The sequence below is a fragment of the Microvirga brassicacearum genome (assembly GCF_008757455.1).
GTDB classification, from domain to species: Bacteria; Pseudomonadota; Alphaproteobacteria; order Rhizobiales; family Beijerinckiaceae; genus Microvirga; species Microvirga brassicacearum.
This window is the reverse complement of record NZ_VCMV01000024.1, coordinates 19,646-40,771: the sequence shown is the minus strand read 5'-3', so window position 1 is coordinate 40,771 and position 21,126 is coordinate 19,646. Positions and strand designations below refer to the sequence as shown.

Here is a 21,126-nt window from a genome sequence, read left to right as displayed (position 1 = left end):
CTCTGGAGACGCCTCGTGCTTCGAGACAGGCCTTCGGCCTTCCTCAGCATGAGGCTTAGGCTTCGGGTGCGGAACCGCGTTTGAACACAAGGCTGAGTTCCACTCCACCTCATCCTGAGGAGCCGCAAAGCGGCGTCTCGAAGGATCACCCAGTGACCACTGGAGACGCCTCGTCCTTCGAGCAGCGCTCCGCGCTTCCTCAGGACAAGGCTTCGCGACAGGCCTTGCGATCAGCCTCTCACGCTGCCGCCGATCGCAAGGGCACCGAGAGCAGCACTCGAATCAGGTCCGCCTGGCGGTTGGTGTCCGTCTTGCGAAACAGGTTCTTGAGGTGGAACACCACCGTAGTCTGGGCGATGTCGCTTTCCTCGGCGATCTGGTCGAGCCGCTTTCCGTCGATCAGCATCAACGCGACGCGGGTCTCGGACGGGGTGAGGTTGTAGAGGCGCACCAGCGTGTCGCCCGAAACCTTGGCGCGCTGCTCCGTATCGATGAGCAGGAGCACGACCGCTTCGGGCTTTTCATCGGCCGAAAAGCGTTGGCCGGGAATGAGGACGAGATAGGGCCGTCCGCCCGACTGGCGCGGAAACGACACGATCTCGTCGAGCAATTCTTCCTCGAAGGCTTTTTTCAACCCCTCATGCAGCTTGGCGTTCTGCTTCGGCGCCGTCCCCTTCAGGATGCCGGAGACCACGCTGATCCCGTCATCCTGTCCGAGGATCCGCTCGGCTTCCTTGTTCATGAGGCGGACGGTCCCGGCCTCGTCGACGACCGCGACGCCCACGAGAAATCGATCGAACGCGAAGGTCGCCTTGTAGAGCGCTTCCACGGTGCGTCCGCGCGCGGAACTCAGGACCTCTTGCCAGGCCTCTTCGGCGCGCTCCACGGCTCCCGTCTGCACGCGCGCGACCTGATTGAGGCGCGCCGCGATCGTCGCAAGCAGGATCTCGTAGTCGATCGGCTTCACGAGGTAGTCGTCGGCGCCGGCCTGCTTGCCGACCAGCACATCGTTCCGGTCGGCAAGCGCCGTCAGAAAGATGAACGGCACATCCCCGAGGTCGCTCTTTTCACGCATCGCCTTGAGGACATCATAGCCGCCGAGGCCCGGCATGGTGATGTCGCACAGCACGAGATCGGGCCGGTGCTCGGAGAGCATGGCGAGTGCTTCCTTGCCGTCTGCCGCCTGAAGCACGTTGTAATCGGCGGCAGCCAGCTCTTCGGCAATGTCGTTTCGAAGATCGTCCTCATCCTCGATGCACAAAATCGTCGGTTGGTCATTCATCTCTGGCAAGCCCCTTTATGCCGCCTGCTGCGCTTGATCGGCGTTGGAAACCGGAAGGTCGAAGGTGAAGATGGATCCGCCCGCCTCATAGCTTTCGACGTTAATCTCGCCGCCATGGAGGTGCATGATCTTCTGCGCGAAATTCAAACCGATGCCGGTGCCGGCGATGCCGGTCGCCGTGCGGGCCCGATAGAAGCGATCGAAAATTTTGCCGACCTCGTCCGAGGGGATGCCGAGGCCCCAATCGCGGATCGAACAATAGGCCCTCGAACCATCGATCCACACCTTCACCTCCACAAGCGGCGTTTCGCCCGAATATTTCACCGCGTTGGACAGCAGGTTCACGACCACCTGCTCGATCAGGATGCTGTCGCAATGCACATTGATCGGCAGGTCGGGCGCGTCGATGCGGATGTCCGCGTGGGAGCTGACTTCACGCTGTCTCTCGCAGATGTCCCGCACGAGTTCATTGAGATCGCAAGAGGCGGGATTGAGTTCGATCCGGCCGGCATCGAGTTTTGCCGCGTTCAGCACGCTGTCCACGAGACGGGTGAGCCTGCTGGTGGCGCTTCGGATCTTCTGGACGCGCACCACGAGTTCATCATGACTGGCGTCCTGACCGCGTCGCAGGATGCGCTGGGCGCTGGAATCGAGAATGGCCAGCGGCGTGCGGAACTGGTGCGACACCATGGAGACGAAGCTGCGATAGGCGCCCGTCGTCTCGCGTTCCCGATCGAGCGCCGATTGCAATGCTCGCGCCGCGTGTTTGTAGGCCGAGATATCGACTAGGCGCACAAAGATAATGCCGCCTTTGGCCTGCGTGACGGAGAGGCGCGCCCACACATCCCTCTTGACCAGCAGATCGAGTTCGATCTCGTCGTTCGGAACCTCATCCGATACGAGCCGTTCGTCGGCGCCTTCGCAGATGGCAAAGCACCGCAGGAACGCGCACAGGTTCATGTCCTCGGCACACCACACCGTGACGGGCTCGGCGGCGCGGATCCGCTCGTTGGCGAAGAGAAGCTCGCCCTGAGCGTCGAATGCCGCGAAACCATCCGGCGCCGCCTCGACGGCGGCGATCAATCGCTGCTCCGCCTGCTGCAAGGCTGCGGTCCGCTGCAGGACCTTCATTTCCAGATCGACGGTCTGGCGCTCAGCTTGTTTGCGCGCCTGCCATTGTTCGGTCACATCGCGCACGAAGGCGATGCCGAGCTGTCGTTCGGCCAGCGTCAGCGGAAAGCAGCTTACTTCGAGGCATTTCTCCTGACCGTCCGCGATCGCCTCGTATTCGCGGATCGAGCTCGTGCCCGCGACGGCCTGCGTCAGCGCCGACACGATCCCCGGATGGGCAAAAAGCGGATCAAGGGTCTGGAGGTTTTGGCCGACGGTGTTGTCCGGCCGCACACCGAGGAGCTCTTCCATGCCGGGGTTCCAGAGCAGGCAATTCAGGCGGTCATCAAAAATGACGATCCCCTGGTTGCTGATGTTGTTGATGACCAGGTCCGATAGTTCCTGCTCCTGTCGAAGCAGCCGCCTCGCCTGGTTGGCCTCCTGCATGCCCTTGAACAAACGCAGGAGAAGAAAGGAGGCGGTGATGACGATTCCGACGATGAATGCGAGGCTTTCGAACACTGCGCGCAAATACATCGAGCGCGTCCTGGCGCCGTGTTCCCGCGACATGAGCAGGACCTTGTTGGCGATGTCCCGGAGTTCGTAGGCGAGTTCGCGGGTTTGGGCGCGCAATTGCAGGGCAGCTTGCGGATCGAGCGGCAGTTCCAGCAGCGGTTCCGCCAACGTGATCTGGAGGTAATGCTGCTTGAGACTGCCCATCATGCCGATGCGCTCGATCAACTCGGCATGCGGTCCCTCGAGGAGGACTGCCAGCCGGCTGATCAGGATCGCAAAACGGAAATTCGGCTCCTGCTCCGGAGTCGTGAAGGTGTCGTTCGCGGCCGTCCGTGCCAAGCTCTCCGAGACCAGAGTCGCCTCGAACTGGGCCTGCGTGATCTGCCACAGATTGGTCTGGTTATCCTCGCTCTTGAGATCCGCCTCCACATAGAGCAGGCGCGCTACCGTGAACACGAGGCAAGCCACCAGCCCGGCGATCGCGACGAGCATGATGAAAACAGCCTTGTAGTTCTGCGGTTTGAATCTCATGGCTATTCGATGTGTAGCCGATTGAGCTGCCAGACCCAGCGGGAATCGTAGCGCATGTCGGTCAGTTCTTGATGGTCGTCCCGGGGATAGACGATCCAGAGCGGGCCCTTGTCCCGGAGCTTGAGCAACTGGCCGTCCGCCTTGAGCGCCACCAGCGGGCCGAAGCGGAGATCGTCGCGCGGGATAACGACCTCATAATCATTGAGCGCGCTCGCCCGGATCGCGGTTCCACCGGCGCCGACACGATCGAGTATGGCTTTAAGGGGGACGCCCTCGAAAAGCTGGGGCTTGTCTGCGACCGCGGAACCGGTCGTGAAACTCTGCTGGCCCAGGCTCAGCAGCATCTCGCGGTCGAATTGCGCCTGACCGGCCGCGTTCGTCACCGCCACCTTGCCGGAGATCGTCAGAAGGACCGGACCGGCAGGCGCAGGCAACGTTTCGGCGGCGCCGGCGAGCGTAGCCCATGCGACCATCAGGGAAGCCAAAATGAACTGCGCCATACGTTGCATGACCATGCTCCGAAAGTGAGATTATAATAGAACAATAATTCCGAAGAAATTTCCACCCACAATCTTCCCCTGCCGTAGCGATAAAGAACTCCGATCACGTTCCACGCAGGAAGTTAAGAGTTATATCGTTTCATTGTTCCATTCCCTGCGCCGTTGCGCGGTCCGCGGTCCCGCCGATTTGCTTCCCCGTCCGCGTGCGCCGTGGCACCCGTGCAGTTCAGGAGCAAACGAGACCGATTGTGGTTCTCGCCCGCCCCGCTATATTTGGAAGCTAGGCTACACGGTTGTGTGTCAGCCGTATCGCCATCATGGAGTGAAAAATGCGCAAGTTCATTGCGGCTGTGCTGGGCGTGGCCACGCTCGTGCCAGCGATGCCGGCCGCTGCTGAGGTTCTGCCCAGGCGGGCGCTGCCTGACGTGCAGCAGGCCTATCCGTCGGAGAGCTACTCCCAGTATTATCGCCGCGGCTATTATGGCCGCCCCTATTACGGCCGGCCCTATTATTATGGCAGGCCTTATTACCGCGACAACGGCGCGGCCGTGGCAGCTGGCGTCGCTGGCGTTGCCGCCGGCGCGCTGATCGCCGGCGCGATTGCCAATCAGGCAGCCCAGCCCGCCGCTCCGCCGCCTCCCGGCACCGTGAGCCCGTCGGTCGCGGCGTACTGTGCCAAGAAATACCGGTCTTACGATCCGGTGTCCGGCACGTTCCTGTCCAATAACGGCATGCGTTACGTCTGCACCTATCCGTAGGATCGCCTGAAATCGACCTGCCGTTCCTAAACCCCGCGATTCGCGTCGCGGGGTTTTTCAGGTCGGCGCCTCGGTGGAGGAGCCCTCGTCGCTTGAGGGCGCTTGCGCCGACACCACGCCGCCGATCAGGTTCAGGCTCATCAGCGTCTCTGTCGAAAGCTCGGCCAGGCCCACTGGCTCGATCATGGCGATTGTTCTCTCCAGCACCTCGTTCCACGCGACGGCCGAACGCGCCGCCTCCTCCTCGGATACCGCCTCGAACCGGATAGGTTCGCCGATGCGCGCCTGGCCGATTCTGGCAAGATCGGCGCTGACCACGGTGGCGATCTTGGGATATCCACCCGTACTCTGCCGGTCGGCCAGAAGCACGATAGGCGTGCCGCTGCCGGGCACCTGAATGCTACCGTTCACGATGCCGTCCGAGATGATGTTGAAGCCGTTGCGATGCTCGATCGGCGGCCCGTCGAGTTGGCAGCCCATGCGGTCCGTCTTGGACGTGACGGTGTAGACCGACGAGAGAAACGTTTCGATTCCAGCAGGCGTGAATGCCTCATCCTGCGGACCCAGGAGCACGCGGACCGGACCGGTGAACACCGGCCGGTTCTGCTCCCGCAATGTGAGCGGCCGCCCGGCAATCCCCGGCCGTCTGAGAGGCAGCGCATCGCCGGCTTTCAGCGCGCGGCCGTCCAACCCGCCAAGGTGCGAGCGCAGATGCGTCGAACGGCTGCCCAGCACCGGCTCGATGGTAAAGCCGCCGGCGACGGCGAGATAAGCCCGCATGCTTTTGCGCGCGAAGCCGATCGACACGACGCTTCCCCGCGGCAAATCATGCGCCCGATACGATTCCGCCCTGGCGCCGTCGATGGTGAGCGGCATGTCGGCACCCGCCACTGCCAACCGGCAATGCTCGGCCTCGACACGGTAGCTGCCGCCCGACAGGGTGAGTTCCACCACAGCTTCGTCGAGCGCATTGCCCACAAGCGCATTGGCGATCCGCATCGACAGGGGATCGATAGGACCGGCGGCCGAAATGCCGTAGCGCTGCAATCCGAAGCGCCCGAGATCCTGCACTGTCGATTGCATTCCCGGTTCGACGACCGTCAGATGATCAAGCATCCACCATCTCCGCCGTCGCGACAGGATCGCCCCCGTCCGCCGCCGCGCTCAGCGTGGTGAATTCCTGCGCCGAAATCGGCGCGAAGACGACCCGGTCGCCGGCGGCGAGAAGGAAGGGTTCGCGCCGCAGCGGATCGTAGGTCTTCACCGGCGTGCGTCCGAGCAAATGCCAGCCGCTCGGAATCTCGATGGGTGGCCAGACAGCCGCCTGCTCGCCACCGATGGAAATGCTGCTCGCGGGCGTGCGCATGCGCGGCTCGAGACGGCGGCTGGTGTGGATCCGTTCCGGCAGCCCGCCGAGATAGGCAAATCCCGGCGCAAAGCCGATCATGTAGACGCGATACTCCGCCCCCGCGTGAAGGCGCACCACCTCGTCCGCTGAGAGGCCGTGGACGCTCGCCACATATTCGAGATCCTCTCCTGCCTCGCCGCCATAGAGCACCGGGATCGTCCAGCGTCGGTAGCGGCTCGCAGCCGCAGCATCGGGCGGCCAGCAGGACAGCACGCGCTGTCGCAGCGCCTCTTTCGAAATCAACAAGGGGTCGAACATGATCAGGAGCGAACGATAGGTCGGCACCATCTCGACCACGCCGGGAATGGCCTGTGCCGACAGGGCATTGTCGAGAGCCACCACCTTTGCGTTAGTCGCCTCGTTCACCGAATCGCCCAGCTCGACCGTGAGCCCCCGATCGCCGGCGGAGAGGAATTTCGGTTCGTACGACATGCGGTCCAAATCAGAGCAGGCCTAGGGTGCAGGCGAGCACTAGCACAGGCGGCGGCGAGAAAGACAGGGCCCGGTGGTACTGAGGCGCGATGAGATCAGGGGCTGCCGATTCCGGTGTATCGCGGAAATGTAATGACAGGAGAGCGACGAGGCCCTGGAACCGCCGGATGTGCCGGGTGGTTCTCAGGGCGAAGGCGCGGCGTTGCACGCATTCCAGCGCAGGAGAAATGTCATGTCACGCTGTCTCCTCATGGTCGGCTTCATCGCGGGCATTGTCGCCATTCCGGCTTTCGCCCAGCAGCAACAGGCGCCGATCCCCATTCCCGCCGGACCGCAATCGACGCAATCCGGCCAGCCGCTCGGTTCGAATACGCAGGAGCGCGAACAGAGGGTTCGGCAAGGGGGCGCGCCACAGGATTCGCGAACGCCGATGCGGCAGGGACAGAGCGCCCCAGCCCAGACAGGTCAGCAGCAATCCCAGGCCGATGCGCAATACGTCCAGCAGACCCTGGCGGCCGGCACGGTTTCCCTGCAGCAATCGAACTTTGCCTTGAGCAAGGCACAAAATCCCCGCGTGAAGGCATTCGCCGGGTTCGAGGTAGCCGAGCAAGATACTCTTGCGGACGTCATGCATTCATTCGCGGATCCGGCGAGCACGGCATCGACCGGCGCCGTGCAGGCGGCATCGACCGCGCCCGAGCTAGCGGCGGCCGACGCGGCCGCGATGGAGAAAATGTCGAAGGCTGAGGCCGGCCCAGCGTTCGACCGCGACTATGTGGCGGCTCAGCTCAAAGTGCATGAGGACTTGCTGAACATCCAGGAGCGCTATCTTCAGAACGCGGATGGAAACCGCGAGATCGCCAACCTGGCGAAGCTCGCGCGCGGCCAGATCAAGGAACACCTGGCGGTTTTGCGGGAAATGCAGAAAGACCTCGGCCAATAGCCGGCGACGGCCGTCCAACGGTGCCGTTGCGCCGCTCGCGCGACCTACTCCTCAAAGCGACTCGTGGCGTCACGATCGCGCTCGTATCGTCTCGTGAGCGGAAACGGCGGCAACCACGACTCGCGACGGATGATCCAGCTTTCGTAGGTTGGCATCAGCTGGTCAGGGGCATCGAGGGATCCCACGTTCACTTCGATTTCATCTCCCGTGCGTGCGAAAACAGACGAACCGCAGCGGGGACAGAAAAACCGCCCGGCATAGTCGCGTGTCTCGCCATCGATCGTCACCGCATCCTGAGGGAACACCGCGGAAGCATGAAAAAGCGCCCCATGATGCTTGCGGCAGTCGAGACAGTGACAAAGGCCGACCCGATATGGAGGTCCCGACGCCACAATTCGGACGTCGCCGCACAGGCAACCGCCCGTGAATCGGTCCATGCTGCGTCTCCTCTAAAATCAAGCCGAGGAATTATAACGAACAGCACTGTCCATCTTCGTCAAATCCGTCCACGCCGCTAGAGCGAAGGCGGATGGAAGACCCGGCCACGATCTGATGCCCAGCCAGAGGCTGTCCCCCATCTCACGCCCGAAACGTCTTGGCCGGCACCTTTCAGCTTCATCTTAGCTCAGATGTGAACGAGGCCAACTACAGTCGGGCACATGGTGTAGCGCACCCTGCAATGGGGGTAGGAATGAGAACGGCGCCCGAGGGCGCCGCATCTGAAATTTGCTTTACTCAATGGCTTTAATGGTCGGAGCGAGAGGATTTGAACCTCCGACCCCTAGTCCCCCAGACTAGTGCGCTAACCGGGCTGCGCTACGCTCCGACTGAGCCGCCATATAAGCTGACACGGCCGGGGAAGCAATCTCTCGATCGCGGAAAATGGCGATCTTACGCGTTGGCGTCGGGCTCGGCGTCACTGCGAAGCATACTGAGCACCCGGTCGCATTCGAGGAGTTCACCCAACGCTGCATGCAAAGCCTGAAGATCGGCCCGCGGAAGCTCGGCGGGTTCGCGGGCGGCATCAGCCGAATCGCTCTCGAGTTCGTAATCGCCGGCGGCCTCCAGGAGCTCGGTGCGCAGGGCGCCCGTCGCTTGTTCGCCGCGCCCGACCGATTGCACGAAACGAACGCCCTCCTCCTTGAGGATGCGCTGGACACCCTTGATGGTGTAGCCCTCGCCATAGAGGAAATGGCGAATGCCCTTGAGCAGGTCCACATCGTCAGGGCGATAATAACGCCGTCCCCCTCCGCGCTTGAGAGGCTTGATATGGGCGAAGCGGGTTTCCCAGAAGCGCAGGACGTGCTGGGGCAGGTCGAGGTCTTCGGCGACCTCGCTGATGGTGCGGAATGCGTCGGGGCTTTTATCCATGGCACCATTCGCCATTGCGGTTTAGTCCTCGCCGCTGGCGACTTCGCCGTTGATGTGCGCCTTGAGAACATTGGACGGCTTGAACACCATCACGTGGCGCGGATTGATCGGCACCTCGATGCCGGTCTTCGGGTTGCGGCCGACGCGCTCGCCCTTGCTGCGAACGATGAAGGAGCCGAACGACGACAACTTCACGGTTTCGCCGCTGGCGAGCGAATCGCAAATTTCCCCCAATACACGCTCGACCAATTCGGCCGATTCGGTGCGCGAGAGGCCGACCTTTTGGTAGACCGCCTCACTCAGATCAGCTCGTGTTACAGTTTTGCCTGCCATCACGCTCCCCCAGCGTTCGGTTTCAAAATCAGTCCTCGAGACTTGCCCGAAGACGCTATGCAGATGAAAGGACCGGGTCAACCGCTCAGGTAGCGGGCCGCCCGGGAGGTATTACCAGCGGATCAGGGCGCTGCCCCAGGTGAAGCCGCCGCCGATGGCCTCGATCATCACCAGATCGCCGTCCTTGATGCGCCCATCCTTGCGGGCGACATCGAGTGCCAGCGGAATCGACGCCGCCGAGGTGTTGCCGTGCCGATCGACGGTGATCACGACCTTCTCGGGGGCGATGCCGAGCTTGTCGGCGCTCGCCGTGATGATCCGGCGGTTGGCCTGATGCGGCACGAACCAGGCGAGATCTTCGGCGGTCGTGCCGGTGGCGGTGAACGCATCGCGGATCACGTCGGTCACCATGCCGACGGCAAAGCGGAAGACTTCCTTGCCTTCCATTTTCAGCACGCCGGTGGTCTTGGTGGAGCCCGGACCGCCATCGACATAAAGCTTGTCGCGGTAGCGGCCATCGGAGCGCAGATGAGAGGTCAGCACGCCGCGATCGGCCGAGGTGCCCTCGCCTTCCACCGCTTCGAGCACGATGGCGCCGGCGCCGTCGCCGAACAGCACACAAGTCGTGCGATCGTTCCAGTCGAGCAACTTTGAGAATGTTTCCGCGCCGATGACCAGGGCCCGCTTGTGCGAGCCCGAGGCGAGAAACTTGTCGGCGGTCGCGACCCCGTAGACGAATCCCGTGCAAACAGCCTGCAGGTCGAACGCCGCCCCGTGCGTGATGCCCAGACCGGTCTGGATCTGCGTCGCGGTCGAAGGAAACGTGTAGTCGGGTGTCGACGTCGCGCAGATGATGAGGTCGATGTCCTCAGGCTTCAGGCCCGCATCGTCGAGGGCCGCCTGCGCGGCCTTGATGCCGAGCATGGACGTGGTCTCGCCGTCCTCGACGATGTGGCGCTCCTCGATGCCGGTGCGCTGTACAATCCATTCGTGGGAGGTATCGACGAACTTCGCCAGATCGTGGTTCGTCAACACGCGCTTCGGCAGGTAGGAGCCGATGCCGCGGACGATGGAACGGGTGCGTTTCAAGTTGGAGCCTTCCTCAGGCCTGTTGTGCGACCGGATCATGATCGAGCATGACGCGGATCGTCTTCATTAATTCGAAATGTGCCATATCATACGCAACATCGATGGCGCTCGCGAAACCGAGCGCGTCGGTGCCGCCGTGACTTTTCACCACAACACCTTCGAGACCGAGAAAGACGCCGCCATTGACCTTGCGCGGGTCCATCTTGTCTCGCAGCGCATCGAACGCCTGCTTGGCGAACAGATAGCCGATCTTGGCCATGATCGTGCGGCTCATGGCGGCGCGGAGATATTCGCCGATCTGCTTGGCGGTGCCCTCGGCGGTCTTCAACGCGATATTGCCGGAAAAGCCCTCGGTGACGACCACGTCGACCGTGCCCTTGCCGAGATCGTCGCCTTCGACGAAGCCGTGATAGGCCAGATTGGGAAGATTAGCCTCGCGCAGGATGCGCCCTGCTTCCTTGACGGCCTCGATCCCCTTGATCTCTTCGGTGCCCACATTGAGCAGGCCGACCGTCGGGCGCTCGAGATCGAACACGATCCGCGCCATCGCCGCACCCATGATCGCCATATCGACGAGGTGACCCGCATCGGCGCCGATGGTGGCGCCCACATCGAGCACGATGCTCTCGCCGCGCAAGGTCGGCCACATGGCGGCGATGGCCGGACGTTCGATATGCGCCATGGTCTTGAGGCAGACCTTGGCAGTCGCCATGAGCGCGCCGGTATTGCCGGCGGAGACGGCGGCATCTGCCTGCCCGTCCTTGACCGCCTGCACCGCGCGCCACATGGAGGACTTGCCGCGGCCCATGCGGATCGCCTGGCTCGGTTTCTCGTCCATGCTGATCGCAAGGTCGGTGTGGAGAACCTCCGTCACCTCCTTCAGCTTGGGATGCTGCGCCAGAAGCGGATTGATGAGCGCCTCGTTGCCGACCATCAGGAAGCGGATGCCAGGATGGCGCTCGAGAGCCAAAACCGCGCCCGGAACCACGACGGACGGACCGTGGTCCCCTCCCATCGCGTCGAGGGAAATGCGAACTGGTTTTGGCATGAAAGGACGTTTCTTTCTCGTTTTCGGGGGATAGCGCGCGGAAAATAGCGGTTTGCGGGGGCACCGCAACTGAATTCTCCATCAGGCCGAAATCGACGCGCCGACAGCGGTTTAGGCGGGGTGAAGGCAGGCCGTCCGCTACTTCTTGCCCTTGATGGCATTCAGGGCTGCGAAGGGCGACAGCTCTTCGTCGGCCGGGTCCTTGAACTCGAAATCCACACCCGGCTTGCGGGGATAGGGGTCGAGCCCGAGGGCCAGGAATTCGGCCGCGACGGCGCCGAGATCGACCTTGCCGTTGATGATCTCATCAGGCGGCTCGTATTCGTGCATCTCGGTCGGCGGCTCCGGCGGCATACCGTCCGGCTCCGCGAAATCAACCTCCACGTCCTCGGTAACGGTCGAATCGAACGGCTCCAGGGTGGCGACGCAGATCTGCGTGATGCTGGCCTTCACCTGACCGACCACGTGAACGCCCTTCGCGGTGCTGGTGAGCGTGAAATCCGCCGAGAGCGCCTCGATCCCGGCCAATCCGAAATCCTTTGCCAGAGCCGTGCATTCCTCAGGAGTGGCATGGACATGTACGTGCTTGCCGGCCGGCGGCACATTGCCGACATCCACGAGCCGCGACAGGGGGCCAACGGTTTCAGGGGTCATTGCTGTGGTGCTCCCATGGGCTCGGCGTCAGGCGCCGAAAGTGTCGGGTTCAGGAAAAACGTGGCCCTCGCCCAGCAAAGCCGCAAGGCCTGCCGCCTTCAGACTGCGGTCGGCCGCGAGCGCGTAGCGCGCCAGAGGATGGGCCGGTGCATCGGAGCCGACCGCATTGCGGCCGAGCGCGGTCGCCAGTGCCGGCTCGTCCACGGCGTCGAGCGGACCGTCATAGGCATGGGCGCGACCATAAAAGGCGGCGGCGAGCTTTTTCATCCGCTTCGGCACCACTGTGTCGCCGATCCCCATCTCGCGGAGGGATGCATCGATATCCTGGAAGAACGCGTCCGTCAGATCCTTCGCCACATCATCGGCCGGCGGCGGAAGGTCCCGCAGCGCCCGCAGGACCAGGATCGTGTGGAGGGACACGGATTCGAAGCGGCCCTCGACCGTGTCGGGAATCCCCAGCGTGCCGTAGAGGCCCGGGTTGCGGGACGCATCGGCGATGCGCCGGTACAGCGCCGCGATGGTGGCGCGCCGCGGATCCTTTCGGAACAAACTGAAGATCACGTGGCTGGCCTTCCTGCCTTGTCAAAATCACAACCTCGGGGTACGCCATCCCGATCCGAAGGCGCAAGCTTATCCGCGCCGCAGACTTGGAAGAACCATACGATGCGTCGATATAAATCACTTTTCGTACGCTTGGCCGCAGCCACGTTTCTTGCCTCGAGTGTGGCGGGCTGCATGGGCGGCGAGACATTCCAGCGCGGCTATATCGTGGACGAGCGCGCCATCGGCGAGGTCAAGAAGGGCATGAGCGGCGAACAGGTGCTCACCACGCTCGGCACGCCCTCCACCGTGTCGACGGTCGGCAACAAGAGCTGGTATTATATCAGCCAGAAGTCGAGCAGGCGCTTCCAATTCATGCCGGAATCCGTTATCGATCAGAGGGTTACGGCGGTTTACTTCGACAACAATCTGAGAGTCGAGCGCGTCGCGCTCTATGGAATCCAGGACGGCAAGGTGTTCGACTTCATCAGCCGCACCACCCCCTCGGGCGGGCAGGAATCGAGCTTCATCGGCCAACTCTTCAGGGGCGCCAGCAGCTTCAATCCGTTCGGGGCGTAGTCCCTCCACGACGCCGTTCCTGGCCGGGCAGGTTCCCGGCCATTTTTTTGCCGCCAGCCAGACGCGGCGACTGCCCAAAACGACAAAAACCCCGCGGCGCGAACCGCGGGGTTTTGTTTTCGAGTTTTCGCTTGCCTCTATGAGTGGGCGAGGATCGCCAGGAGCAGCAGGGCGATGATGTTGGTGATCTTGATCGCCGGGTTCACAGCGGGGCCCGCCGTGTCCTTGTAGGGATCGCCGACGGTGTCGCCGGTTACGGAGGCCTTGTGAGCCTCTGATCCCTTCTGGTGGACGACGCCGGCCGAATCCGTGAAGCCGTCCTCGAAGGACTTCTTCGCGTTGTCCCAGGCGCCACCGCCCGAGGTCATCGAGATGGCGACGAAGAGGCCGGTGACGATCACGCCGAGAAGCATGGCGCCGAGAGCCGAGAAGGCCTGCGATTTGCCGGCGATCGACAGGACTACGAAGTAGGTGACGATCGGCGCCAGCACCGGCAGGAGCGACGGGATGATCATCTCCTTGATGGCGGCCTTGGTGAGCATATCGACCGCCCGGCCGTAATCAGGGCGCTCGGTGCCGGCCATGATGCCCGGCTTTTCGCGGAACTGCCGACGCACTTCCTCGACCACCGCGCCGGCTGCCCGTCCCACCGCCGTCATGGCGATACCGCCGAAGAGGAACGGGATCAGACCGCCGAAGAGCAGGCCGACCACCACGTAAGGATTGGTGAGCGAGAAGTCCGGCTGAACACCCTGGAAGTAAGGGAACTGAGCCGCGTTCTGGGTGAAGTGGGCGAGGTCGGAGGTGTAGGCGGCAAACAGCACCAGGGCGCCGAGGCCGGCCGAGCCGATCGCATAGCCCTTGGTGACGGCCTTGGTGGTGTTGCCGACCGCATCGAGAGCATCCGTCGATTTGCGGACTTCCTTCGGCAGGCCTGCCATCTCGGCGATGCCGCCGGCATTGTCGGTGACCGGACCGAAGGCATCGAGCGCCACGATCAGGCCGGCAATCGCCAGCATGGCCGTGACCGCGATGGCGATGCCGAAGAGGCCCGCCAGCGTGTAGGATGCGATGATGCCCGCGATGATGACGATGGCCGGGAGCGCCGTCGATTCAAGCGAGACCGCAAGGCCCTGGATCACGTTGGTGCCGTGGCCGGTCACCGACGCCTGGGCGATGGAGCGGACGGGGCGGAAGCCCACACCCGTATAGTACTCGGTGATCACGACGATGAAGGCCGTGACGGCAAGACCGATGACCGCGCACCAGAACAGGTTCATGCCCGTGAAGGCAGCCCCCGCGACAGGTCCGAGGCCGATCATCGCCCAGGTGACAAGCGCGATGGCGCCGACCGACAGCATGCCGGTGGCGATCAGGCCCTTGTAGAGCGCACCCATGATCGACCCGTTCTGGCCGAGCTTGACGAAGAAAGTGCCGATGATCGAGGTGACGATGCAGGCGGCGCCGATCCCGAGGGGATAGAGTAGCATGGTGTCGAGGATCGGCTGGCCGGCGAAGAAGATCGCTGCCAGGACCATCGTGGCCACCACGGTGACCGCATAGGTCTCGAACAGGTCGGCCGCCATGCCGGCGCAGTCGCCGACATTGTCGCCCACGTTATCGGCGATGGTTGCCGGGTTGCGCGGGTCGTCCTCCGGAATTCCGGCCTCGACCTTGCCGACCAGATCGCCGCCCACGTCAGCGCCCTTGGTGAAGATGCCGCCGCCGAGACGGGCGAAGATGGAGATCAGCGAAGCGCCGAAACCAAGAGCCACCAGGCTGTCGATGACCACGCGGCTCGAACCGGGCAGACCCTCGATCCGGGTCAGATAGCCGAAATAGAGCGCGACGCCGAGGAGTGCGAGACCGGCCACGAGCATGCCCGTCACCGCACCGGATTTGAACGCAACGTCGAGACCGCCGCTCAAGGATTGGGTGGCGGCCTGTGCGGTGCGCACATTGGCGCGCACCGAAACGTTCATCCCGATGAAGCCGGCGGCTCCGGACAGGATGGCGCCGATGGCGAAGCCGATGGCGACGCGAATGCCGAGCAGCCACGCGATGATGACGAACAGAACAACGCCGACGATCGCGATCGTCGTGTATTGCCGCCGGAGATAGGCCTTCGCACCTTCGGCGATCGCGGCTGCGATTTCCTGCATGCGCTGAGAGCCTGCGTCGCGCTTCATCACATCGTTGATGGCCCAGAGGCCATAGACGATGGACAAGAGCCCGCCCAGGATAATGAGGGTAAGTGCCATAATGCCGTCCTTGTTATGGGAAGGCAGAATCCAGACTTCGCAGCCCGATCAGGCCGCGAGTCGCCCTACCCCCAGCGAAGTGTAGGAACGCTGCCAAAAATTAAGGCAGGCCGCAACGCGACTTCCGCATGAATCACAGGAAGACTTTACGCTGGGACGACGATTTTCCCGCGATTCTGCCAGAACAGCAGCGCCAGGGCGATCATGATGGGCGGGAAGACCAGCCAGTTCACCAGATCCCAGCCGCTCGCATTGAGGAGAGTGCCGGAACCGAAGGACGCCGTTGCGGTCGCGCCGAAGACCAGAAAATCATTGGCAGCCTGCACTTTCGCGCGCTCCTCCGGCCTGTAGCAATCGGTGACGAGGGCGGTTGCGCCGATGAAGCCGAGATTCCAGCCAAGGCCCAGCAGCACCAGGACGGTCCAGAAATGCCAGACTGTGAGGCCGGACAACCCCACGACGGCCGCCAGCGCGATCAGGATCAGGCCAGTCGCCGTCACGCGCTCCTTTCCGAACCGGACGATCAGCCGGCCGGTGAAGAAGCTCGGGACGAACATCGCCAGGATATGCCACTGGATGCCGAGAGCGGCGGCGCCGACCGGCAGCCCGCAGCCGATCATCGCAAGCGGCGCGGCGGTCATCATGAAGCTCATGAGAGCGTAGGAAACGAGGCCCGCCACCACCGCAACGATGAAGCGTGGTTGCGAGACGATCTCGCGCAGAGGCCTCCCTCCGCCAACCGTCGATTTCGCCACGACCGGAGGGGCGCGCAGGAAAGCCACCACGACGATCGCCACCAGCGCCAGCGCCGCCTGCCCCAGAAAGGCGCCGGCAAACGGCACGTTGTCGATCAGGTCCTGTGTCCAGATGACGGTCTGGGGTCCGACAATGCCCGCGGCGATCCCGCCGCTCATCACCCAGGCGATGGCGCGCGGGCGAAAACCGTCCGAAGCGGTATCGGTTGCGGCAAAGCGGTAGCTCTGGACGAAGGACGAGTAAAAGCCAGCGATGAAGGTCCCGAGGCAGAAGATGAGAAAGCTCGTGGAGGCGATGCCGAACGCCGCCATGCACCCGGCCAGGACACCAATGCTCCCGCCCATCACATACCCGGTCCGCCGCCCTGCCCGCTTCATGAGCATGGCGGCCGGTATCGTGCCGAGCGCCAGCCCCAGATGGCTCAGGCTGACCGGTACGGTGGCGAATTGCTTGTTCTCGGCCAGCATCTGGCCGACCATCCCGCCGAGGGAGACCACAATGGCCGGGTTCGCGCCTCCGAGCGCCTGCGCGACGGCCAGCACCAGTGCATTGCGCTTGGCGAGCGTGTCGCCGGCATGCATTTGCGTCGATCCGTCAGAAATGCGCGTATGAACCGTCATGGAAGCGTCTCTCGGATTCACCCAGCCTGAAGGCCGGCAGATCGTCGCCTGAGACGACCTGTCCGATGACGGCGATGGGAATGCCGATGCTATCGGCCTCTTTTCGCAAGCTGTCGAGACGGCTTGGCGAAACCGTGCAAAGAATCTCGTAGTCGTCGCCGCCTGTCACGACCGTGTCGAGCAAGGCCGGCCGCAGGTCCACGGCCTTTCGCGCCGCGGCAGAGAGCGGAAGCTGCGCCAGTTCCACGACGGCAGAGGCGCCGCTCGCGCGCATCAGTTTGGCGAGATCGCCCGCGAGCCCATCCGAGACGTCCATCGCGGCCGTCGCATGGCTTCGCAACGCCTCAGCCAGACGATGGCGCGGCTGCGGGTGCAGGTAACGATCCGCAAGGTGGCGGCGCTCGACTGGCGTCAAATCATCGGCCCAATCGGGAGAAAGCCGCAGCGCCAGCCCGAGGGCCGAGTCGCCGATCGTCCCCGTGACGCAGATCGCATCGCCGATGCGGGCCGTGGTGCGGCGCACCATGCGCCCCGCCGGCACCTCGCCGAGGGCGGTCACCGAAAGCGTCAGCGGACCGTGCGTCTTCACCGTGTCGCCGCCGAGGAGCGGGCAGGAAAAATCGGCGGCTGCCTCAGCAAGTCCGCGCACGAAATCGGCGAGCCAATCCTCGGTCCAATCGTCAGGCAGCGCGAGGCTCAGGACAAATCCGGTCGGATCGGCGCCCTTGGCGGCAAGGTCCGAGACATTCACGCCGAGGGCCTTGCGCGCAATCGACGCCGGCCGGTCTCCGGGCAGGAAGTGAACCGATTCCACCAGCGCGTCGGTGGTCACCACCACATCATGAGCGGGTTTTGGAGACAGACACGCGGCGTCGTCCCGCAGGCCGAGACCGGCTTCGCCGGCGAGCGGCGCGAAGTAACGTGCGATCAGGTCATCCTCGGACGGACGCGTCATCCGCGGATCCTAGATGACGATGAAAAGAAACCGAAACGGTCTCACCGCTTCGCCTGCCCGGCCGACTTCTTCTCGAGCTCTCCGGCACGGACGTCCCGGGCGAGCGTGTCGAGAACCGCGTTCACAAGGCCGGGCTCATCCTGATCGTAGAAGCCATGCGTGACGTCCACATATTCGGAAATGACCACGCGGGCCGGCACATCCTTGCGGAACATCAGCTCGAAGCCGCCCGCGCGCAGGATCGCCCGCAACACCGCTTCGATCCGCGCCAGCGGCCAGCCCTCGGCAAGGGCCGCGTCGATCTTCACGTCGATCGCGCGCTGATCCTTCACCACGCCTTCGAGGATGTTGCGGAAGAAGGCGGTGTCGGATGGTTGGAACTTGATGCCTTCGACTTCGCGGCCGAGCCAATGCGCCTCGAATTCGGCAAGGGCGTCGGTGACGCCGGTTCCCGACACATCCATCTGATAGAGCGCCTGCACGGCGGCTAGGCGTGCCGCGGAACGTTCTGCCGGTTTCGCCATGATCAGAGCTCCCGGACGTTTCGTTGGATGCGGAGGACCGCAAGAGCCGCCTCAACGGCCCCGCCTCCCTTGTTCATATCGCTGACCCGCGCACGGGCCCAAGCCTGCTCGTCATTCTCGACCGTCAGGATGCCGTTGGCGAGCGGAATGCGCTTTGCCACCGAAAGATCCATGAGCGCGCGCGAACTTTCGCCCGCGACGATGTCGTAATGCCCTGTCTCGCCGCGAATGACGCAACCGAGAGCCACGACCGCGTCATAGGGTTTGCCAAGCCGTTCGGCGGCTTCGAGCACGATGGCGATGGTGGATGGAATTTCGAGGGCGCCGTCCACCGTCAGCACATCGACTTTTGCCTGGGCGGCATCGGCAGCCGCCCGCGCTCCGCGCAACAATTCATCGGCGATGTCATCGTAGAAACGCGCCTCGACGATCAGGATGCGCGCCCCCGGGACGGGCGGGCGCGCTGCGACTTTGGCGTGGGTGGCGACCATCAAGACTACCGGTTTGTTGCCAGGGCGGCATCCTGGGGAGAGCCGCAGGATCGCCCATGCACTTTGAAGACGCCCTTCGTTCGGGATGGACCAGAGGTCCTCCTCAGGAGAGGCCGTGCGGTGATAAGGATTATTCCGCCTCCCTACCCCGCGCCGCGTGCATCCGCAAGCCGCGCGGCATAGCGCGCCATCATATCGACCTCGAGATTCAGTTTGTCGCCGGCCTGTCGTTCGCCCCAGGTCGTTACCGCGAGGGTGTGGGGAATGATCAGGACGGAAAAGACATCGTCATCGACGGTGTTGACCGTCAGCGACGTTCCGTCGAGGCAGACCGAGCCCTTTTCGGCAATGAACTTCGCCAGTTGCGGCGGCACCTTGATGTCGAATCGCGCCGTTGCGCCCCACGGATCATCGCCGGCCGTGATTGCCTCGCGGGCGATGATCGTCGCAACGCCGTCGACGTGGCCCGTGACGATATGGCCGCCGAGTTCATCGCCGATCTTGAGCGAACGCTCCAGGTTGATGCGCGTCCCGACCTGCCAGTCGCGAACCGTGGTGCGATCGAGAGTTTCAGCCGCCGCATCGACCTCGAACCAGCAGCCATTTCCGTGCGGTTCGACCGCCACGACGGTCAGGCACGGCCCGCCACAGGCGATCGAGGCGCCCAGCGCGATCGTTGCCGGATCGAAGATCGACTCGATCCGCATGCGGCGGAGGGATTCTCCATCCGACACCGCGCTGACGCGGCCGACATCGGTCACGATGCCTGTGAACATCTAGGCTTTCTCCCAAAACATGAAGAGGTCCGAAGCAAGCTGCTCTTCGCCCATCGGACGCATTTCGTCCATTCTTTCCTGAAGCGTGGGGCCAAGCGCCGGAATATCGCCTTCGCCTCTCGCGGAGCGGCCGGTGACGAGAACGAGTTCGTCCACGAGATCCGCGCATGCCAGACTTTCAGCCAAGGCCGGCCCGCCTTCGCAGAAGACCCGGGTGAGGCCGCGTGCGCCGAGCAATTGCAGGGCGTCCGGCAGGATGACGCGGCCCGCCTCATCGGCATCGACGCGCAAAACCTCCACGCCGGCGCCAACCAGCGCCCGCTCCCTCTCGACAGGCGCCGCAACCGTCGCAATCAGCCAGGTGGGGATTTGGCGGGCGGTCGCAATGATCCGGGCGTTTGGCGGGGTCCGAAGCTGGCTGTCGATCACCACGCGAACGGGCGAACGATCCTCAAGACCGGGCAATCGCACGGTCAACGACGGATCGTCGGCGAGAACCGTGCCCACACCGACCACGACGGCGTCCGCATGCGCCCGCATCAGATGAACACGCGCGTTGGCGATCTCGCCGGTAATCATCAGGCGTGCCCCGTGCCGCCGGCCCGCAAAGCCTTCCGTGGTCCGCGCGAGCTTGACCGTCACCTCCGGCCGCCCTGCCTTCACGCGCATGATGTGGCCGCGATGAAGCCGCCGCGCCTCGGCCTCGAGCATGCCCGAACTGATGGTAACGCCGGCTGCCTCAAGACGCGCGAAGCCCTTCCCGTGCGCGAAAGGGCTCGGATCCTCGGCCCCGATGACGAGCCGTTTGACGCCCGCCGCAATGATCCGATCGGTGCAGGACGCGCCGTCATTGGTGCGGCTGCGCGCCGAACAGGGCTCCAGGGTCACATAGAGGGTCGCACCGCGCGCCCGTTCGCCCGCCGAATCGAGCGCCATCCGCTCCGCATGGGGCCTGCCTCCGGCCTGGGTAAACCCTTGCGCGAGGATCAGCGGGCTATCACCGCGCTCCTCCACCATCACGGCACCAACCGACGGGTTCGGCCAGGTGAGGCCGAGATGACGGGCCCCGAGGGTCAGGGCGAGACGCATGAAGCGCTCATCCCGCGCCGCCGTTGTCCGATCAGGGTTCATTCGGGGGAGCGGGCATTGCGCGGCCCGTCGTCGGACTCGTCATCGTCTGGATCCTCGCTGGCGAGGCGCACCAGAATCTCCTCGAAATCCTTGGCTTCCCGGAAGTTCTTGTAGACCGAGGCGAACCGCACATAGGCCACGTCGTCGAGACCTTTCAGGCCCTCCATGACGAGTTCGCCCACCGTGTCGCTGCGGACTTCTCCATCGCCCATGCTTTCGAGCTGGCGCACAATGCCGTTGATCATCCGCTCCACACGCTCGGGATCGACCGTGCGCTTCCTCAACGCAACGGCAACCGACTGCTCGAGCTTGTCGCGATCGAAGGGTACCCGTCGACCGGACCGCTTGAGCACGAACAATTCACGAAGCTGCACGCGCTCGAAGGTGGTGAACCGGCCGCCGCAATCGGGACAGATGCGGCGGCGGCGGATGGCGGAGGAATCATCCGTCGGCCGGGAATCCTTCACCTGGGTGTCGAGGCTCCCGCAATAGGGACAACGCATGAGCGGCTATCGACC

General features: G+C 63.8%; 23 protein-coding genes and 1 tRNA gene. 3 read left to right on the top strand and 21 right to left on the bottom strand.

Translation table 11 applies throughout. The annotated features are described in order from the left end of the window. Nucleotides 1-238 precede the first annotated feature (238 nt). Genes FEZ63_RS15120 through FEZ63_RS15110 form a run of 3 tightly spaced genes read right to left on the bottom strand, consistent with a single transcriptional unit; the run spans nucleotide 239 to nucleotide 3,948 of the window. Nucleotides 239-1,282: a helix-turn-helix transcriptional regulator gene (locus FEZ63_RS15120; protein ID WP_150945917.1), complete on the bottom strand. Its 1,044-nt coding sequence runs from the start codon at nucleotides 1,280-1,282 to the stop codon at nucleotides 239-241. Between the two features lie 15 nt (nucleotides 1,283-1,297). Beyond that, nucleotides 1,298-3,439, bottom strand: a complete 2,142-nt coding sequence (locus tag FEZ63_RS15115; RefSeq protein WP_150945915.1) for a sensor histidine kinase — start codon at nucleotides 3,437-3,439, stop codon at nucleotides 1,298-1,300. A 2-nt stretch (nucleotides 3,440-3,441) separates the two neighbouring features. Beyond that, complete coding sequence (locus tag FEZ63_RS15110; RefSeq protein ID WP_150945913.1) at nucleotides 3,442-3,948, bottom strand: putative pterin-binding protein; 507 nt, start codon at nucleotides 3,946-3,948, stop codon at nucleotides 3,442-3,444. A gap of 320 nt (nucleotides 3,949-4,268) precedes the next feature. On the opposite strand from FEZ63_RS15110, the gene FEZ63_RS15105 reads away from it, so the two are divergent. Then, a complete protein-coding gene (locus tag FEZ63_RS15105; protein WP_150945911.1) occupies nucleotides 4,269-4,697 on the top strand; it encodes a BA14K family protein in 429 nt (142 codons plus the stop codon). 57 nt (nucleotides 4,698-4,754) lie between these two features. Here FEZ63_RS15105 and FEZ63_RS15100 read toward each other — a convergent pair whose 3' ends face one another. Both FEZ63_RS15100 and pxpB read right to left on the bottom strand, forming a co-directional pair. Beyond that, complete coding sequence (locus tag FEZ63_RS15100; protein ID WP_150945909.1) at nucleotides 4,755-5,813, bottom strand: 5-oxoprolinase subunit C family protein; 1,059 nt, start codon at nucleotides 5,811-5,813, stop codon at nucleotides 4,755-4,757. Next, nucleotides 5,806-6,537 carry a 5-oxoprolinase subunit PxpB gene (gene pxpB / locus FEZ63_RS15095; RefSeq protein WP_150945907.1) on the bottom strand — a complete coding sequence of 244 codons (732 nt, stop codon included), beginning with the start codon at nucleotides 6,535-6,537 and terminating at the stop codon, nucleotides 5,806-5,808. The genes FEZ63_RS15100 and pxpB overlap by 8 nt, the downstream gene beginning before the upstream one ends. 232 nt (nucleotides 6,538-6,769) lie before the next feature. Here pxpB and FEZ63_RS15090 point away from each other — a divergent pair, with 232 nt between their 5' ends. Next, nucleotides 6,770-7,480, top strand: a complete 711-nt coding sequence (locus FEZ63_RS15090) for a DUF4142 domain-containing protein (RefSeq protein ID WP_150945905.1) — start codon at nucleotides 6,770-6,772, stop codon at nucleotides 7,478-7,480. Between the two features lie 44 nt (nucleotides 7,481-7,524). On the opposite strand, the gene FEZ63_RS15085 is transcribed toward FEZ63_RS15090, so the two are convergent. From FEZ63_RS15085 to FEZ63_RS15050, 8 genes are all read right to left on the bottom strand, one after another. Further along, nucleotides 7,525-7,917: a GFA family protein gene (locus tag FEZ63_RS15085; RefSeq protein WP_150945903.1), complete on the bottom strand. Its 393-nt coding sequence runs from the start codon at nucleotides 7,915-7,917 to the stop codon at nucleotides 7,525-7,527. A gap of 311 nt (nucleotides 7,918-8,228) precedes the next feature. Next, a tRNA-Pro gene (locus tag FEZ63_RS15080) sits at nucleotides 8,229-8,306 on the bottom strand. Nucleotides 8,307-8,371: 65 nt separating this feature from the next. Next, entirely contained in the window at nucleotides 8,372-8,851 is a 480-nt protein-coding gene (locus FEZ63_RS15075) for a MerR family transcriptional regulator (RefSeq protein ID WP_150945901.1), read from the bottom strand. Between the two features lie 21 nt (nucleotides 8,852-8,872). After that, the gene (locus tag FEZ63_RS15070) at nucleotides 8,873-9,184 is read right to left on the bottom strand and encodes an integration host factor subunit alpha (RefSeq protein WP_150945899.1); all 312 of its coding nucleotides are present in this window, start codon (nucleotides 9,182-9,184) and stop codon (nucleotides 8,873-8,875) included. Between the two features lie 111 nt (nucleotides 9,185-9,295). Beyond that, nucleotides 9,296-10,312, bottom strand: a complete 1,017-nt coding sequence (locus tag FEZ63_RS15065) for a beta-ketoacyl-ACP synthase III (protein ID WP_420846282.1) — start codon at nucleotides 10,310-10,312, stop codon at nucleotides 9,296-9,298. Next, a complete protein-coding gene (gene plsX, locus FEZ63_RS15060) occupies nucleotides 10,287-11,321 on the bottom strand; it encodes a phosphate acyltransferase PlsX (protein WP_150945894.1) in 1,035 nt (344 codons plus the stop codon). Before plsX ends, FEZ63_RS15065 begins: the two co-directional genes overlap by 26 nt. A 138-nt stretch (nucleotides 11,322-11,459) precedes the next feature. Then, nucleotides 11,460-11,975: a YceD family protein gene (locus FEZ63_RS15055; RefSeq protein ID WP_150945892.1), complete on the bottom strand. Its 516-nt coding sequence runs from the start codon at nucleotides 11,973-11,975 to the stop codon at nucleotides 11,460-11,462. A 27-nt stretch (nucleotides 11,976-12,002) separates the two neighbouring features. Further along, complete coding sequence (locus tag FEZ63_RS15050) at nucleotides 12,003-12,536, bottom strand: ubiquinol-cytochrome C chaperone family protein (protein WP_150945890.1); 534 nt, start codon at nucleotides 12,534-12,536, stop codon at nucleotides 12,003-12,005. Between the two features lie 102 nt (nucleotides 12,537-12,638). Here FEZ63_RS15050 and FEZ63_RS15045 point away from each other — a divergent pair, with 102 nt between their 5' ends. Next, nucleotides 12,639-13,094 carry an outer membrane protein assembly factor BamE gene (locus tag FEZ63_RS15045; protein ID WP_150945888.1) on the top strand — a complete coding sequence of 152 codons (456 nt, stop codon included), beginning with the start codon at nucleotides 12,639-12,641 and terminating at the stop codon, nucleotides 13,092-13,094. A gap of 137 nt (nucleotides 13,095-13,231) precedes the next feature. Here the strand turns inward: FEZ63_RS15045 and FEZ63_RS15040 are convergent, their stop codons facing one another. The 8 genes from FEZ63_RS15040 to nrdR all read right to left on the bottom strand — a co-directional run bounded on the left by FEZ63_RS15040 (nucleotide 13,232) and on the right by nrdR (nucleotide 21,111). Further along, on the bottom strand, nucleotides 13,232-15,358 hold the full coding sequence (locus tag FEZ63_RS15040) for a sodium-translocating pyrophosphatase (RefSeq protein WP_150945886.1): 2,127 nt from the start codon (nucleotides 15,356-15,358) through the stop codon (nucleotides 13,232-13,234). Between the two features lie 143 nt (nucleotides 15,359-15,501). Beyond that, entirely contained in the window at nucleotides 15,502-16,731 is a 1,230-nt protein-coding gene (locus tag FEZ63_RS15035) for an MFS transporter (RefSeq protein ID WP_244622817.1), read from the bottom strand. Then, nucleotides 16,706-17,686: a thiamine-phosphate kinase gene (thiL, locus tag FEZ63_RS15030; protein WP_150945884.1), complete on the bottom strand. Its 981-nt coding sequence runs from the start codon at nucleotides 17,684-17,686 to the stop codon at nucleotides 16,706-16,708. The genes FEZ63_RS15035 and thiL overlap by 26 nt, the downstream gene beginning before the upstream one ends. Before the next feature lie 41 nt (nucleotides 17,687-17,727). Then, on the bottom strand, nucleotides 17,728-18,210 hold the full coding sequence (nusB, locus tag FEZ63_RS15025) for a transcription antitermination factor NusB (protein WP_150945882.1): 483 nt from the start codon (nucleotides 18,208-18,210) through the stop codon (nucleotides 17,728-17,730). Between the two features lie 2 nt (nucleotides 18,211-18,212). Further along, complete coding sequence (gene ribH, locus FEZ63_RS15020) at nucleotides 18,213-18,701, bottom strand: 6,7-dimethyl-8-ribityllumazine synthase (RefSeq protein WP_150945879.1); 489 nt, start codon at nucleotides 18,699-18,701, stop codon at nucleotides 18,213-18,215. Between the two features lie 143 nt (nucleotides 18,702-18,844). Further along, on the bottom strand, nucleotides 18,845-19,477 hold the full coding sequence (locus tag FEZ63_RS15015) for a riboflavin synthase (protein ID WP_150945877.1): 633 nt from the start codon (nucleotides 19,475-19,477) through the stop codon (nucleotides 18,845-18,847). Beyond that, nucleotides 19,478-20,608, bottom strand: a complete 1,131-nt coding sequence (gene ribD / locus FEZ63_RS15010; RefSeq protein WP_150945875.1) for a bifunctional diaminohydroxyphosphoribosylaminopyrimidine deaminase/5-amino-6-(5-phosphoribosylamino)uracil reductase RibD — start codon at nucleotides 20,606-20,608, stop codon at nucleotides 19,478-19,480. After that, nucleotides 20,605-21,111, bottom strand: coding sequence for a transcriptional regulator NrdR (gene nrdR / locus FEZ63_RS15005; protein ID WP_150945873.1), 507 nt, complete (start codon nucleotides 21,109-21,111; stop codon nucleotides 20,605-20,607). The genes ribD and nrdR overlap by 4 nt, the downstream gene beginning before the upstream one ends. Between the last annotated feature and the right edge of the window lie 15 nt (nucleotides 21,112-21,126).